This window comes from Neobacillus drentensis, from assembly GCF_021560175.1.
Taxonomy (GTDB): Bacteria; Bacillota; Bacilli; order Bacillales; family Cytobacillaceae; genus Neobacillus; species Neobacillus drentensis_A.
Genome location: NZ_CP091110.1, coordinates 1,034,894 through 1,051,744 on the forward strand (window position 1 = coordinate 1,034,894; position 16,851 = coordinate 1,051,744).

The 16,851-nt window shown below is 39.7% G+C and carries 9 protein-coding genes; 8 read left to right on the forward strand and 1 reads right to left on the reverse strand.

What is annotated here, in order from left to right:
- Window positions 1-59: 59 nt before the first annotated feature.
- Window positions 60-4,028: an endo-1,4-beta-xylanase gene (locus L1999_RS04900; protein WP_235742547.1), complete on the reverse strand. Its 3,969-nt coding sequence runs from the start codon at window positions 4,026-4,028 to the stop codon at window positions 60-62.
- Window positions 4,029-4,316: 288 nt separating this feature from the next.
- Between L1999_RS04900 and L1999_RS04905 the strand changes: the two genes are divergently transcribed.
- From L1999_RS04905 to L1999_RS04940, 8 genes are all read left to right on the forward strand, one after another.
- The gene (locus L1999_RS04905) at window positions 4,317-6,353 is read left to right on the forward strand and encodes a Na+/H+ antiporter (protein ID WP_235742548.1); all 2,037 of its coding nucleotides are present in this window, start codon (window positions 4,317-4,319) and stop codon (window positions 6,351-6,353) included.
- A 300-nt stretch (window positions 6,354-6,653) separates the two neighbouring features.
- Entirely contained in the window at window positions 6,654-7,898 is a 1,245-nt protein-coding gene (locus L1999_RS04910; protein ID WP_235742549.1) for a C40 family peptidase, read from the forward strand.
- Window positions 7,899-8,268: 370 nt separating this feature from the next.
- On the forward strand, window positions 8,269-9,183 hold the full coding sequence (locus tag L1999_RS04915) for a proline dehydrogenase (protein WP_275677370.1): 915 nt from the start codon (window positions 8,269-8,271) through the stop codon (window positions 9,181-9,183).
- A 30-nt stretch (window positions 9,184-9,213) separates the two neighbouring features.
- Window positions 9,214-10,785 carry an L-glutamate gamma-semialdehyde dehydrogenase gene (pruA, locus tag L1999_RS04920; RefSeq protein WP_235742550.1) on the forward strand — a complete coding sequence of 524 codons (1,572 nt, stop codon included), beginning with the start codon at window positions 9,214-9,216 and terminating at the stop codon, window positions 10,783-10,785.
- Window positions 10,786-10,902: 117 nt separating this feature from the next.
- Window positions 10,903-12,366 (forward strand): sodium/proline symporter PutP, encoded by a 1,464-nt coding sequence (gene putP, locus L1999_RS04925; RefSeq protein ID WP_235742551.1) that lies wholly within the window; start codon window positions 10,903-10,905, stop codon window positions 12,364-12,366.
- A gap of 332 nt (window positions 12,367-12,698) precedes the next feature.
- Window positions 12,699-14,393, forward strand: a complete 1,695-nt coding sequence (locus tag L1999_RS04930; protein WP_235742552.1) for a sigma-54 interaction domain-containing protein — start codon at window positions 12,699-12,701, stop codon at window positions 14,391-14,393.
- A 71-nt stretch (window positions 14,394-14,464) separates the two neighbouring features.
- Complete coding sequence (locus tag L1999_RS04935; RefSeq protein WP_235742553.1) at window positions 14,465-15,091, forward strand: nucleotidyltransferase family protein; 627 nt, start codon at window positions 14,465-14,467, stop codon at window positions 15,089-15,091.
- 172 nt (window positions 15,092-15,263) lie between these two features.
- The gene (locus L1999_RS04940) at window positions 15,264-16,721 is read left to right on the forward strand and encodes a protein adenylyltransferase SelO (RefSeq protein WP_235742554.1); all 1,458 of its coding nucleotides are present in this window, start codon (window positions 15,264-15,266) and stop codon (window positions 16,719-16,721) included.
- Window positions 16,722-16,851 lie beyond the last annotated feature (130 nt).

Below are 16,851 nucleotides of genomic sequence, written 5' to 3' on the forward strand. Positions count from 1 at the left end.
TATATATCAAAAAAATACCCTGAATGGTGCACATTCAGGGTATTTCGACATTTTAAATATTATTTAGATTGATCGTGTGGAACAGTGACAGTAACACTCTTAGTTGTTACATTACCAGCTTTATCTGTAGCCGAAAAAGTAATCGTGTAAACACGTCCATTACCGTTTCCTAATCGATCTGCACGAAGATCAAAGGTAGCAGTAGAACCAGTAATGGCTGTATTCAATTTAGCGCTCTGAATATCATCAGATTGAAGCTTCTCATTGCTTGTAATGGAAGTTAACACAACTGAGTCAACTCCTGATGCTTCATCAGACGAACGAATAGTTGCGGTGACAGGCACCATTTTATGATTCGGTGACCAAATAGTCGTTTTATCTAGAGTAATAGATAACGTTGGTGCTGTCTTGTCAATTTTGACCGTCGCTGTATGTTGCGCTTCGGTATTTCCAGCGTTGTCTACACTCCAATAAGTGATAGTATGAACACCCTCATCAGAAATAGTGATAGATTTTCCAGTTTGTTCGGTTCCGTTATCCATTTTGTAATACGTAGCTTTAACTCCTGACCCGTTATCAATTGCTGTAAGATTAACTGTCACATCTTTATTAACCCAATCTTTTGGTGCGTTATCTTTAGTAACAGGTGCAGTGGTGTCAACCAGTGTTAGGATGCCAAATACAGATGTATCTTGATATCCATTACCAGTTGTGTCGTTCCATGTAGCAGAGCTTTGACGGGCTCCATCTTTACCGTCATTGATCTGTACGTCAAAACCAATCTTCGAGTTATATTGTGGAGTAACGGTTTTGAACGGAATCTTCATTTCAACGACGTAGCTATTTCCAGAAACGTGTGTTGCAGATTCGAAACCATTGGCAATGCTTCCTGGGTTGAAGGAAGTTTCATTGTCAAAGTTTACTCGATATTGTCCGTCTCCGTTTTCATAAGACGATGTTTTTGCATTGTTTTCGTCGACGAAGACTTCAACCGAATCCTGTTCCCATGGATTAGGGCTTGATTTGTCAAGCTGAGAGTCACTGACTTGTGTTAGAATATACAAGTTTTTATTATCCCAAAGGACCTTGGAAACACCATTTGCTCCTTGCCAAGCCTGTAGATAGTGGTTAACTGGAAGCTCTGGCGCGTTCTTCCATACATCATCTACTGATCCATCAATGGTAGGAGTACCGAATAAAGCGGTAGATTGTTTAGCGACCTTCACTTCAGGTGCATGTTCTGCGATAAATTTATCAGGATTGATGACAGCATAGTAAGCTGGTTTCGCTTGTAAGTTTTTATCAAAGATAAGCGGACTTTGAGCAGATCTCCAGCTTGTTGCATCATTTAATCCCCAGAATGTAACGCGACCGATGTGAGCTGCGTGATCTTTATAGATCTTAAATAATTGCGCGTATAGATAAGCCTGATCATTCGCTTGCTTTTCAGTAAGTTGGCTGTTGCTGCCGGCTGTAACATCAAGCTCGGAAATACTTACTTGAACCCCTAAAGATATAAACTTTTCCATCGACGCTTGAACGTTTGCAGGATTGGTGTTTAAGTTATAGTGCGACTGCATGCCAATGCCGTCAATCAGAAGTTCTCCATTGTGATCTTTTGCATATTTATCGTTAATATTTTTAACCATGTTATAAATGGCTTGAGCTTTGTTCTGATTATCCTCATTGTAATCGTTGTAATAAAGCTTAATATTCCAACCATGTTCGTCGACTACTTTTCTTGCTTCTAAGAAGGCCTGCTCAACGAAGTCCGGTCCAATTGATTTATACCAACCGGATTGGCGTAAGTTTGCTTGCCAATCTGCTGGGTTTGTTATGCCATCATTAATTGCTTCGTTGACCACGTCCCAAGAAACGACCTTGTTTCCGTAATGTTCAATGACTGTGTCAATATGTCTTCTTAAATTGGCTAGTGCTGTATCACGACTTAATGGTTGTCCATTTTCATCAGAATACAACCATGTTGGGGTTTGCTGGTGCCAAACAAGGACGTGTCCGTGCAATTTTAGGCCTGCAGCTGCAATTTTGTTAACAAGCGCATCCTCATCGGTAAAGTCAAATTGTCTGTTCGCATTGTACACTCCATCTGGTTTCATGGCGTTTTCTGCTGTGACAATATTGAAATGCTTTTTGAGAAGCTCGCCTCTAACACCATCCAAGTCTGCTAATGATACAGCATTTCCGATCAAGAAATCATTTTTATAGACATCTTTTATCGGAGTTAAATCTTGGACGGTAACCGGAGCTGAACCAGTAGGTTCAAAGGTGATGTCGTCAATATAGAAAGATGCGGTAGCGTTATTTGAACTTTCTACATAAATCGTCAAATTTTCGTCGCCTGCAGTGGTATAACGATAAGTTCCTTCTAGCTTAACCCAGCCGTCTGCCTTATTGATTGTTTTCCCTTGAAGGTTATTGTAGCTGGCAGCGCCGCCAGTTCCAACCTGTGTGGAAAGCTGAAGCTGTGAGCTTTCTGGTGAAATCAGCTTGACCCAAGCAGAAATCTTATATTCTTGTCCAAGATCAATGTATTTCGCAACATTTAAAGATGGACCATTCCAGGCTTGTGTTCTTCCCTCAATTTTCAGAGCATAAGAACCGCCAGAAGTATGGTTATCTTCATTAGTTACAGTAAGCGTTTCAGTACCAGCTCTGCCCACGAAGCCACCTGATGTTTGATTTTCAAACGTAATTGGATTGAAGGTTTGCGCTGCTGGTCTTGTAACCACAGGAGTAGGGCTAGTTACCTTTTCCGTGATCAGGATATCTCCAATGTAGAACGGAACAGTTTTTCCTGCGTCGTTAGATTGAATACGCAGTGCGCTATCTTTGCTTGTATCAACGGTGTAATCTCCAGTTAACGTAAAAGCTTGTCCTGCTTTATAATCGGCTGCTACATACAAGCCATTATAGCTGTTTACATTCTGAAGCAAAGCTTGTGCACCTGCAGGAACACTTTCACTACCGTCAACGTACCCTTTGACTGTGATCGTATATTTTTTGCCGTTTACTATGCCAACTTTGCTGAAAGGGATATCTACGCTATCCCAGTTGTTCACTCTACCGCTTACAGAGATCGCTTTTCCATCAGCATTGCCATCAAAAACCTTTCCGGAAACTGCTTCTATTTGCGGGTTGCCTGCTTTTGTTGCAACACCTAAACCATTTTCAAAGGTTTCGTGAAAAACCGTTTGCGTTTGGTCTCCGGTTGTTGGAGGAGTTGTTGGCTCAGGTGCTGGTCCGCCAACCCAGCCTGCAATTGTTGCTAAATCTGCATCTAATACATAGTAACGACCCTTTTCGTAATCCCCAGTACTAGGGGTACCAACCTTAAATGCATACTTGATGCCGTTGGTTTTAGCAACATCCTTTACAGTTGCATTAAAAGAACCATATGGATAGGCTAAAAGGACAGGAGCTTTGCCTGTTAAATCTTTTAAATAATTTTCCGCTGTTACAATTTCATCTGAAGCTTGCGCAGTCGTCATTGGACTATTGCCCGCAGCACCATTTCCCCAGATATTTTGATCGTGAGTTTTGGAATGATTCTCAATGCTCACACTTGGTTCATTCAACAAACTTTTCAACTGGTCTAATGACATGCTGTAACCGCCGCCAATCCAACTGCTGACAACAAACAAAATGGATTTCATGTTATATTGCTTCAATACTGGAAGAGCAGTGGTAACGAAGTCAGGAGTAGCATCATCAAATGTTAATAAAACAGCCTTCGCAGGAGCCGTTGCAGTTCCTTGCATGATGCTCACATATTCATCCGCTGATAACGTGGTGTAACCATTGTCATGAAGGTACTTCATGGCCTGGTTAAAATGGTCAATGCTTGTATCAGTCCATTGGTTGGTAGGAGTTTGAACAATTCGGTGATACAAAAGAACGGGAATATCTACATTTGTCGCTGCCTTTGCAACATGTCCAATCCAGCCTGTCGGGATTACTAAAAAGGCTACAAGAAGTAATGAAATGAATCTTTTCAACTTTCCTCTCATTTTCTACCCCCACAAAAATATTTTTCATAATCGATGAAGCGCTTACAGGTGAAGAGCTGCCCTCCTCCCATTCTCTTATTCTTTTATTCTAGCTTGGCTCTCAAAACTTTTAACCACCAAAAACTAAAGATAATACTTAAGAAATTAAAGATACTTCTGGTTTGCGGGTGTGAGACACTTTATGTTTTGTGTTGCATTAAATAATGATGGAAAATACTTGAAGATGAGTTTCGATATTTTTACTTATGGGGATAATAAAAACATTGATCGCAATAGGAGAGTAACGGGATGAATTTATTAATGACTATTTTAATCTTGCTGTTATGTTTATTAATATCAAATGTTATCAGCCATTATATACCGTTTATTCCGACAGCATTAACACAAATTGCCTTCGGTATAATGATTGCCCTACTATCAAGCAAATTAACACTTGAACTGGAAGCAGAGTGGTTTTTGCTGCTATTTGTAGCACCATTGTTATATAACGATGGGCGGCATTTTCCGCGGGATGAACTGTGGAAAATGAGAAGACCCATCCTTGCTAATGCCATTGTCCTTGTTTTGGTCACTACTATTGGCGGTGGTTATTTCATTCATTGGGTGATTCCAAATATTCCCATTCCGGCGGCTTTTGCATTGGCAGCGATTCTATCACCAACGGACCCTGTTGCAGTAAATGGAATTGCAAAGCGAATCCATATACCAGAAAAGGTATTAAATCTGGTTAGAGGAGAATCCCTCATTAATGACGCCTCTGGTTTGGTGGCATTTAATTATGCAGTTGCAGCTGTTGTAACGGGTTATTTTTCCTTAAAAGAGGCGATATTTGATTTCTCCTATATGTTCATTGTAGGGGCAGCCGCCGGTCTATTCCTAGGAATCCTGATTACTTGGGTCCGCTATCTATTAAGAAAACAAGGAATCATCGATGTGACTTTTCACTCCTTATTACATATCCTGACACCGTTTGTTATTTTTATCATAGCTGAAGAACTGCTCCATGCTTCTGGAGTGATTGCAGTTGTTGTTGCCGGAATATTTCATTCCCTCGTAAAAGAAAAGACAGAAACCTTCGTGGCCGAAGAGCAGGTGCTGACAGAGGGGATTTGGTCGATTGTGCTATTTGTGCTAAATGGAGTTGTCTTCCTTCTATTAGGATTAAACATACCAACATCGATGGAGCAGGCAGTCAGAAATCCCAATATAGGAAATGGGTTAATCATTTGTTATGTGATCGCGCTTGGAGTTGTGATTCTTGGGATCCGAGCTATCTGGTCGTACTTTATTTCATATTATGAATATCATGAGGCAGGAACAAAGGATACACCGAAGCCCGATATAAAAACAGCACTAATCACTAGTTTAACGGGGGTTCGCGGAGCTGTGACAATGGCAGGCATACTTTCGATTCCTTTTACCAAGATAAACGGCGCGGCATTTCCGGAACGTTCCTTGCTTCTCTTTTTGGCAGCAGGGGTGATTCTGTTTACACTGCTTGCTGCTACAGTGTTTTTGCCATTTTTAAGCAACCATGAAAAGATTGAGGGAACGGACAAGCATTACATAAGCATTCAAGAGGCAAAGCGAAAGATTTTGCTGGCAGCGATAAAGAAGATTAGGGAAGAAATAAACGAAGAAAATGAAGCCGCAGGATATGAGTTAATGGCTGAATATAAACGGAAGTTTCATCAAATTCAACCTGGTAAGAATGCCAACTCAAAATATTCTCACGTCTTTCAACAACAGGTAACCGAAATTCGATTACTGGCATTGAAAGTGGAACGAATCTATATACATGATCTTATGAGAAAAAAAGGGTTGGATGAGGAAGTATTTGCTACGTTTGAAAAAGCGCTGGATCATCGTGAAGAAGCGTTATCTAACAATGTTCGCTCGAGGACCTTGTATCTTTTACGGGTAATAAAAAGAACATGGGACCGCTTTTTGCTAAAATATCGAAAGGATAAAGAAGTAAGAGTCGCTAGATTACGTGTAAGCAGAGGAATTCAATTAAAATCCTTGCATGCCGCACTAAAATTTCTAGAAGAATATATAAACAAATCAGATAAAATAACAGATGCAGTGAACCTGGTGATCCTCGATTACAAACGAATCATTGATCAATTAAAACAACGGGCTGCCCGTTATAATGAAAAAAGCGAAGAGCAAAAAGAAGAGCTGCGGCTGAGGGTCATGGATATCGAACGTGCAGAAATACATAGAATGTACGAGTTTGGTGAAATTGGAAGAGATCAAACAAAAGAACTTCGAAAATTCATAAACTACATTGAAAGTGTAACTTTATACGAACATGTGGAGTAACTTTCTGATCAGGAAAAATACAAAGTAGAACTAGTTAGCAAAGCAAATAGGTCTTAGGCACAAGTAAAATAATGAAATGGGATTATAGATCCTGTTTCTTTTTTTTGCCGGTTGTACCTCCTCTAGTATGTAATAACAGAAGTCGACACTCTAACTATATTATTCTACATTAAATTACAATTATATTACATTATCGACTAATTCATTGTTTTTAGTCCTTTCGGAATATAAACTAGGAATATATTAAGAATAGATTAAGAATGTATGAATGAATTATAGGTTACTAGAGGAGAACTACTAATGATAAAAAAATTAATAAAATATACCGTATCCGCTTCCATAATTGCGACAATGATTTCTGCTACACCTGCTTTTGCGAATCCAGTCACCCAAGGTCAAATCAATCAAACACAAAATCAAATTGATGACTTTGAAACAAAAGTTCAACAATTAGACGATCGAATTTCTATTGCAATCGAGAAAAGTCAAGAACTTAATAATCAAATTAAAACACAACAAGGGAAAATCGAAGAAACAAAGGGTGAAATCACAGCGGCTCAAAAGTCTCTAGATGCTCACAAAGAGGTCTACGCTGAAAGACTAAAAACTATTCAATTAGAAGGAAAACAGTCTGTAGCAACATACGCAGAACTTTTGCTGTCATCTGATAACATTTCTGAGTTTTTAACTAGGTTTACTGCAATTTCTAGTATTATGCAAAGTGATACAGATTTGCTGAATGGTTTGAATGAAAAAGAACAAGCGTTAAAAAATGCTGAGGAAAAATTACATAATGAATTCGATCAATTAAAAGAGAGCCAAACTGAATTAGCTTCTGAACAACAAAAGATTGCAGAAGATAAAAAAGAAATTGAACAAGAATTAGCAGATGCGAAAAATACATTACAAAATCAACAGGCGCAATTGGCAGAACAAAAGGCTGAAGAAGCCCGCCAGATTGCACAACAAAAGGCTGAGGAAGCAGCTCGTCAGTTAGCCCAACAGCAAGCGCAACAGCAAGCCCAACAACGTGCTCAACAAGCACAACAGCAAGCTCAACAACAGTCCCAGAAGCCTGCTCGACAAACCGAGCAGCAACCTGTACAACAAGCACCTGAAACGAAAGCGCCAGTAAGCAGCCCGCCTGTTAAACCTGCACCACCGGCAGTCGCAGCTCCTCCAGTTAACTCTGGTTCGGCAAGTGCAATTATTGCTTATGCAAAACAATTTTTGGGCACTCCTTATGTTTGGGGCGGGACAACGCCAAGTGGATTTGATTGCTCGGGATTCACTTCATATGTGTTTAGAAATGCAGCTGGCATTAATCTTCCAAGGGTAGCACGAGACCAGCAAAATGTTGGTACCAGAATTTCTCCTAGTCAAGTACAGCCGGGAGATTTGGTATTCAGAGGAAATCCAGCTTACCATGTTGGTATTTACATTGGCGGCGGACAATATATCCACGCGCCACAAACCGGTGACGTTGTAAAAATCGCAGCTTATAATCCGTCTAAATTTACTAGTGCAGCTAGAGTTTTACGTTAGGTCGAACCATTTTTGATATATAGCTATAACCTCAAAACATCCTATTTACGAGAATAGGATGTTTTTTTTGTGGAGCAATAAAAGTTCGTTGCTAGATTTGTAACTAGAAAATTAGAAAAGGATAATTTAGTTCTTAGGTATAGCAAAGTTCTTCAATTTTATATTAACTCGTGAACAAATGGATTAAACACTATTGTAAATATCGTGTGAGATTATGTGACGATAATGTTCAAAAAGTGACGATTATAGTTTATTATCAATTTGTTAAGTTAACAACATTGTTTAAATTAAAAATATATAGACAAATGTGTGTAAATAATATTAAAATTGTGTAAGAGCTTACATAATATTTTAAGGAGGATTGAAGGATTTGGAATTAATAATGAGAAACATGTTTCAATCACTTGGGAAAAACTCTTCCGCCAATAAGCTTGCAAAGAAATATGGATTGCGTTTTGGGGCAAACCGTTTTGTAGCAGGTGAATCCATTAAATCTGCTATAGAGGCTGTTAAAAGGCTTAATAGCGAGGAGAAGGTTGTGACCTTAGACCATTTGGGTGAATTTGTTTATACCGAAGAAGAGGCACTCGAATCAGCAGCCATGTGTATTCAAACTTTGGATGCTATTAATGAAGCAGGCGTTAATTCAAATCTTTCCCTTAAGATGTCTTCTCTTGGCCTTGATATTAGCAAAGAGCTGTGTATGAAAAATATGCGTAAAATTCTCGATCGTGCTAAACTCTATAATAATTTTGTACGAATTGATATGGAGGATTATGCGCATTGCCAACTATCAATCGATATTTACAAAGAGCTTCGCAAGGAATATGACATTGTCGGCCTGGTCATCCAAGCTTATCTCTACAGGACCGAGCAGGATATAGCCGAGTTAAATATGCTGAATGCAAACTTACGCCTTGTAAAAGGAGCTTACAAAGAATCACCGACTGTAGCCTTTCCAGAGAAAACAGATGTGGATGAAAACTACAAAAAAATCATTAAGCAGCATCTACTGAATGGCAACTATACTGCCATCGCAACCCATGATGAAACAATGATTGAATATACCAAGTCAGTTGTTAAAGAGCATCAAATACCGAAAGAGCAATTCGAATTCCAAATGCTTTATGGAATTTGTGAAGATATTCAAACAAAACTAGTAAAAGAAGGCTTTAAAGTTCGAGTGTATGTACCGTACGGGGTCGATTGGTTTGGCTATTTTATGAGACGTTTGGCAGAAAGACCTGCTAATGTTTGGTTTGTACTGAAAAATCTATTAAAATAACAATTTTATATACAGAGGAGTCGAAAAATTATGACAACAACAATTCAGGTATCACCATTTAAAAACGAGCCTTTCACTGATTTTTCAATCGAGGAAAATAAACAATCCATGTATGCAGCTCTTGCAAAAGTTAAAAAAGAGCTTGGCAAAAAGTATCCAATAGTAGTTGGGAAAGATAAGCTTTTTACCGAAGAGCAAACCGTTTCTATTAATCCGGGAAATGTAGATGAAATGATTGGAACTGTTAGTAAAGGGAGTAAGGAGATAGCTGAAAAGGCTATGCAGGAGGCTTTGAAAACATTTGAAACGTGGAAAAAAGTTGCCCCCGTCGAACGGGCAGAGTATTTATTCAAAGCAGCTGACTTAATGAGACAACGAAAGCATGAGTTTTCTTCCTATCTTGTATATGAGTCAGGTAAAAACTGGGCTGAGGCGGATGCAGATACTGCAGAGGCAATAGATTTTATGGAATTTTATGCGAGGGAAATGATTCGTCTGAGTGAGACAAGCATTCATCAGCCTCTTACTAAAATCGAAGGAGAAGACAACCAAATTTCTTACATCCCGCTGGGCGTTGGTATTGTTATATCTCCATTCAACTTTCCATTGGCCATCATGGCAGGGACGACAGTGGCAGCGATTGTATCTGGAAATACAGTTATTTTAAAGCCTGCAGATGCAACTCCTGTGATTGCAGCTAAATTTGTGGAATTAATGGAAGAGGGTGGACTTCCTTCAGGTGTACTTAACTTTTTGCCTGGGGATGGAATTGAAGTGGGTGAGTATCTGGTTGAACATCCAAAAACACGTTTCATCTCGTTTACAGGCTCACGTGCTGTAGGATGCCGGATTTATGAGCGGGCATCAAAGGTACAGCCAGGCCAGTTATGGTTAAAGCGTGTCATCGCCGAAATGGGTGGGAAAGACGGCGTTGTCGTTGATGAAACAGCTGACTTGGATGCAGCGGCGGCAGCAATCGTGGCTTCAGCTTTTGGTTTTCAGGGACAAAAATGCTCGGCTGGATCTAGGGCGATTATCGTAGAATCGGTTTATGACCAAGTGGTAGAAAAAGTTGTAGAATTGACGAAGAACCTATCCATTGGTTTGCCGGAAGAGAACAGTTCAATTGGTCCAGTAATCGATCAGAAATCGGTCGATAAAATTATGGACTATATTGTAATTGGTAAAACGGAAGGCAGACTGCTTACTGGAGGTTCAAGAGCGGAAGGGAACGGATTTTATATTGAACCAACAATTTTTGCTGATGTTAATCCAAAAGCCCGTATCATGCAGGAGGAAATCTTTGGACCGGTTCTAGCGATTTCGAAAGCTGCTGATTGGAAGGAAGCCATTGAGATTTATAATGATACAGAGTATGGTTTAACAGGTGCCTACCATTCAAAGGATGAGGAAAGAATTAACTTTGCTCTTGAAAATCTGCATTGTGGCAACTTGTATATCAATAAAAAGTGTACGGGTGCATTAGTGGGAGCACACCCGTTTGGCGGTTTTAATATGTCAGGAACGGATTCAAAAGCAGGCGGATACGATTACTTACTGTTATTTACTCAAGCTAAGTTAAAATCTAAAAAACTATCATAACCAAAATGATCGGAGAGCTCCCTCTTGAGGGGGCTCTCCCGGGAAATTGAACCAAGTGTATCTTCTATGGATGTAATCGTGTTATTATGGGGTAATACGGAAAATGGGGGATGAAGATTGAATACTCAGATACTTATTTCAATTGGTATTTATATGGTGGGAATGCTGTTAATTGGTTATTTCGCCTACAAACGAACTTCTAATCTATCAGATTATATGATTGGTGGAAGAGGCCTGGGAGCGGCAGTTACGGCATTAAGTGCCGGTGCATCTGATATGAGCGGATGGCTGCTAATGGGATTGCCTGGTGCGATGTTTACCCAAGGTTTGAGTGCATCCTGGATTGCCATCGGTCTGACAATAGGCGCATATTTAAACTGGCTGTACGTGGCTCCAAGACTGCGAATTTATACGGAAACCGCTAATAATTCAATGACGATACCTGCCTATTTGGAAAATCGTTTTGGGGATAACTCGTCAATACTGCGGTTAACTTCAGGGCTTGTAATTATTGTATTCTTTACTTTCTATGTTTCTTCTGGAATGGTATCAGGCGGGGTTCTTTTTGAGTCAACGTTCAATCTTAACTATCAGGCGGGTCTTTGGATAATCGCTGCTGTTGTCATTGGCTATACTTTATTTGGCGGATTTTTAGCGGTTAGTTGGACCGACTTTGTCCAAGGAATAATCATGGTGATTGCTCTAGTTCTTGTTCCCGCTGTTACTATTATGCAAGTAGGCGGATTTGACTCCGCATTTGGTGAGATCAAAGGGATCGATCCTAAATTATTTGATATTTTTAAAGGAACTTCTTTGATCGGGATTATTTCTTTAATGGCATGGGGGTTGGGTTACTTTGGACAACCCCATATCATTGTTCGTTTTATGGCAATCTCATCTGTAAAAGAGATTAAGAAGGCTCGGAAAATAGGTATGGGATGGATGATTTTCTCTGTCGGTGGCGCGATGTTTACTGGTTTTATTGGCTTAGCTTATTATTCAAAGCAAGGACTTAATCTATCAGATCCAGAAACAATTTTTATTAAATTAAGCGGTATTCTTTTCCATCCACTCATTACAGGTTTTTTGTTAGCGGCATTATTAGCTGCCGTCATGAGTACGATTTCTTCTCAACTTTTGGTCACGGCAAGCTCGCTGACAGAAGATGTCTATAAGACTTTTTTCCGCAGGTCAGCAACAGACAAAGAGCTGTTGCTTGTAAGCAGACTTTCAGTCCTTGTTGTTTCCTTTGTAGCTGTATTACTGGCCTTTAATAAAAATGGTACTATTCTCTCCCTTGTTGCTTATGCATGGGCAGGCTTTGGAGCAGCTTTTGGGCCAGTTATTCTTTTGAGCCTTTACTGGAAACGGATGAATCGGTGGGGGGCTCTTGCCGGTATGATTGGTGGAGCGGTTACTGTAATTGTTTGGGCCAATGTTCCTGTATTGGCAAAAAGTCTTTACGAGATTATTCCAGGGTTCATTGTTGGGGTGGCGGCTATCTGGTTAGTCAGTCTAGTTACACCGGAACCGAGTGACCAGTTAAAGAAAGAATTTGATCAATACAAACAATCAGCATAAATGTTAAGTTGCAAGAGATATTTCTGATTTTGATTGTTTAGTCAGAGTTCTAGATTAATTTGGTGGGGAAGTATTCAGTAATTCCATTTAAAAAAGCTGAAGCCGTACCATACGGGTTCAGCTTTTTTATACTTAATCTGAGCTTTGGTGATTGATAATCAGGCGCCTTAAAATATCTAACAATGATTAACTTGTTGTTAAAAATTCAGATAAAATCAGTTATTATAATAATGTTTTTGCTTTATAGGTGTTGAAGCATTCTTGAAGTGATTAAGTGGATAAAGCGCTTTATTTTGTGTTAAAGTGAAAGAAAAGCGAGAAAGGATTATAGTATGTTCAAAAGTGCACAATATCAATTAGATTACTCCTTTACAATTGTAAATGATCGTACACCGTTAACTGAAATTAAAAAGAAACTGAACGAGTATAATTTTGTCATTGTTGCAGATGGAGCATACTTTATCATTAATAACTATGAATATAACCTGATGGCTTTGGGGAACGATTCTATGCCTATTATTGACTGGCTTCGGCATCTCAAATGGCTGCCTTCAACAGTAGTTTTAGCTGATAAAGGTCTCCCGTCGGAAGTGGACTGGAGAAGGCCAGTCCTTTTTAAAAATGAAGGGGAATACATGGGAATCCTAACATCAGGAAAGGAAATAAAAAAACTTAATGAAGAGAATAACAAGATTGCAGCTTATTTTGAAACCTTGGCTGAGACTATAGGTGATTCTGTTACGGCAGTGGATGAATCAGGAAATGTTGTTTACTGGAATACCACGGCAGAAGAGACATACAAGATTAAAAAGGAATTTATCCTGGGTAAGAAAATTGGTGAGCACTTTAATGATGACTCGGTTATTCTTCATCGAATTCTGAATGAAGGGCGGTTTGTAAGGGGAGAGTACCATCGTCCAAATAAAGATACGCATGTTCTAATAAATGCCTTACCGATTATAATTGAAAACAAAATTATCGGCGGTGTCGCTACAGAACATAATATTACCAATATTATTCGGCTTAATGAAGAATTGGACTCAAACTCATCTTTACTCGTCCCTAAAACAAATCCGTTTTCCACAATGGTAACGGGAAGCGCGAGATTTCAAGAGTCATTGAAAATTGCGCAAAAGGTAGCGCATGCCGACATACCAATTCATATAACAGGGGAACCTGGCTCAGGCAAGGAAATGTTAGCACAAGCGATTCACTATGGTGGAGCAAAAGCAGATGGAGCTTTTATCACTTTAAATTGTGCGGTTATTCCTGCGGCCATATTAGAAATTGAACTTTTTGGTTTTCAAAAGGTTACCGACACCTCCGAACAGCAAACTTTGCAAATTGGAAGGATTGAACAGGCGTCTAATGGTACGTTATTTATTGAAGATGTTGATAAAATGCCGCTATCCATCCAAGGCAAGCTGCTGGAATACCTAGTCGACCATAATTTTTACAGGGTTGGAGGAGCTAAGAAGATTGCATCTAGTACCCGGATCATAACGTCTACCTCGGAACCCATTGATTTGCTGCTAAGGGAAGGGAGTTTAAATGAGAAGCTCTACTTCCATCTATCAGTGATTACAATCGATATCCCTCCGCTTCGGACCAGAAAAGAGGATATTGTCTCATTGGTTGATAAATTTATCAATGAGTTTAGTGCTAAATATAAAAAAATGGTTCCAGAAATTCATCCCGAAACGATGCTTCACATAGTGAACTATGATTGGCCTGGAAATGTGCGTGAAATCAGGAATACCATCGAACGAATCGTTCTACTGAATGACAAGCCAACTATTACAAGTGAACAATTGCCTGAGAACATAAAGAGCAAAATTATAATCAATCATAACGAGGGAAAAGGTGCGGAAAGCACCTCTTCCGAAGTTTCCACAAAGAATGCGGAAGCGTTGCAAATAGAAGAGGCATTAAGAAAAACATATGGAAATAAGAGTGCCGCGGCTAGTTTACTCGGTATTTCACGAGGGACTCTTTATAACAAAATAAAAGAATATGGTTTAAGTTGAGCTATTCTATTAAACACCAACCTGTGTGTCTTTTTAAACCTCACGCTTGATAAAAGAGGAGGAAAAAATTCATGGGGCTACCCATAAATTTGATACCGATAAGAGCAGTAGTTTTAGCTGCAGGTGTTTCCTCAAGAATGGGGAAATTTAAGCCTTTGCTTCCGATTGATGGAAAACCTATGCTTGAGATTGTTTTAACAAAAGTTTTATCTTTTCCATTTCAAGAGGTTATGGCAGTTGTAGGGTATAAAGGACAGGAACTAAAAGAAGCTATAAATCTTGAAGACGATCGATTCAATTGGATCACTAATGAACAATTCTTAGAAGGGTTAAGTAGTTCGATAAAAGAAGCAATGGTTTTCGGTAATAATGAAACAAGTGGTGTTTTAATTTTCTTGGGTGACCAGCCCCTTCTAAGGCTATCGACAATCGACCATATCCTCAAAGTTATTATAGAAAAGGGACTCGCTCAATCCAAATGTATTGTTCAACCAACCTACAATGGAATTCCAGGGCATCCTGTTTTTATTTCTGCTTCAATGATCCCTTATCTAAAAACAATAACCGGTGATCAGGGGGCAAAACCGATTTTTAAATTTGCTAATCAGCATATTTACGTGCCAATAGATGATGAAGGGACTATTTTGGATGTGGATACGAAACATGATTACCAAAATATAGTTAACCCTTCTATATGAGGCTGCTCTCTTCAGAGAGCTGCTTTTTTTATAACTTAGCAGTGCAGAACTCACATTACCTTTTAAGGAGAAAAGGTATAATAACTAGGCGAAGGCAAAAATTAAAAAGGGCTTTCACCAGTTTACGAAGAATAACAATAAAATGAGGATTTTATGTAGAAAAGGAGCTCCCATGACAAAAACAGGATGGAATTTTGATAACAGTTACTCCCATCTTCCTGAATCATTTTACACAAGACAAAACCCAGGCCCTGTAAATTCACCAAAGCTAGTGATTTTGAATGAACCATTGGCAGAGGATTTAGGCCTTGAAATCTCGACACTCCAAAGTGAGGATGGTATAGCAGCGTTTGCAGGAAACCAGATTCCTGAAGGTGCCGAGCCGCTTGCTCAAGCCTATGCCGGACACCAATTTGGGCATTTTACCATGCTGGGAGACGGCCGGGCAATACTGCTTGGGGAGCAGATTACCCCTAAAGATGAACGGTTCGATATTCAGTTAAAAGGTTCAGGCCGAACACCTTACTCACGCGGCGGTGATGGCAGAGCAGCACTCGGACCAATGCTTCGCGAATACATTATCAGCGAAGCCATGCATGCACTTGGAATTCCAACTACTCGCAGCCTTGCAGTGGTTACAACTGGGGAGACGATTATCCGCGAAACCATGCTGCCTGGTGCCGTTCTTACACGAGTGGCCGCCAGCCATATCCGTGTGGGAACGTTCCAATATGCAGCAGGAAGAGGAGAAGTGGCTGACCTACGGGCATTGGCTGACTATACTATAAAGCGCCATTATCCACATATTAAAGATGCTCCGAACAAATATTTATCGCTGTTGCAGGAAGTTATTAAACGTCAGGCTGCTTTAATTGCCAAATGGCAATTAATCGGTTTTATCCATGGAGTCATGAACACTGATAATATGGCCATAAGTGGTGAAACCATCGATTATGGACCTTGTGCCTTTATGGATCAATATGATCCGGCAACTGTTTTTAGTTCCATTGACAGAGAAGGGCGGTACGCCTATGCTAATCAGCCGTACATTGGCGGATGGAATCTGGCACGATTTGCAGAAACTTTATTGCCGCTTCTTGATAATAATCAAGAGCAAGCTATTCAATTAGCACAGGAGAATATTTCAGGATTTACAAAGTTGTTTCAAAAAAATTGGCTCACAGGAATGAGGGCGAAACTAGGCATATTTAACGAAGAGGAACAGGATGAATCTTTATTTGAAGAACTGCTCAATTTGATGCATAAGTATAAGGCAGACTATACTAATACATTCCTAGCCTTAACCTTTGATAAATACGAAGAGAACGAGTTATTTGGGTCAGTTGGATTTACACAATGGAAGGAGCGGTGGCTGGGTAGACTTGGAAGGCAGGAAGAAACAAAAGAGCAATCCCACCAGTTAATGAGGAGCAGTAACCCTGCGGTAATCCCTCGAAACCATCGGGTAGAGGAAGCGCTTGAAGCGGCAGTAAATCACGAAGATTTCAGCGTCATGAACAGGCTCTTAGCTGTGCTCTCAAACCCGTATGCTCATACTACGGAACATGTGGAATACAGCAAATTGCCAGATCCTTCAATAAGTCCTTACCAAACCTTTTGCGGAACATGAGATAAGAGGTGCAGGGCTAAATGACTATTTATTTTGAGAAAATACTGATAACTTATTGCTAAATATGGAAGAATATAATATATTTAGTATGGATATAGAGTAGACGCTCTGTTCTTATGTTCTAACTTGG

Bases quoted from the DNA above. Each gene is read 5' to 3' on its own strand.
- L1999_RS04900 (WP_235742547.1), bottom strand. From the start codon at position 4,028: ATGAGAGGAAAGTTGAAAAGATTCATTTCATTACTTCTTGTAGCCTTT.
- L1999_RS04905 (WP_235742548.1), top strand. From the start codon at position 4,317: ATGAATTTATTAATGACTATTTTAATCTTGCTGTTATGTTTATTAATA.
- L1999_RS04910 (WP_235742549.1), top strand. From the start codon at position 6,654: ATGATAAAAAAATTAATAAAATATACCGTATCCGCTTCCATAATTGCG.
- pruA (WP_235742550.1), top strand. From the start codon at position 9,214: ATGACAACAACAATTCAGGTATCACCATTTAAAAACGAGCCTTTCACT.
- L1999_RS04930 (WP_235742552.1), top strand. From the start codon at position 12,699: ATGTTCAAAAGTGCACAATATCAATTAGATTACTCCTTTACAATTGTA.
- L1999_RS04935 (WP_235742553.1), top strand. From the start codon at position 14,465: ATGGGGCTACCCATAAATTTGATACCGATAAGAGCAGTAGTTTTAGCT.
- L1999_RS04940 (WP_235742554.1), top strand. From the start codon at position 15,264: ATGACAAAAACAGGATGGAATTTTGATAACAGTTACTCCCATCTTCCT.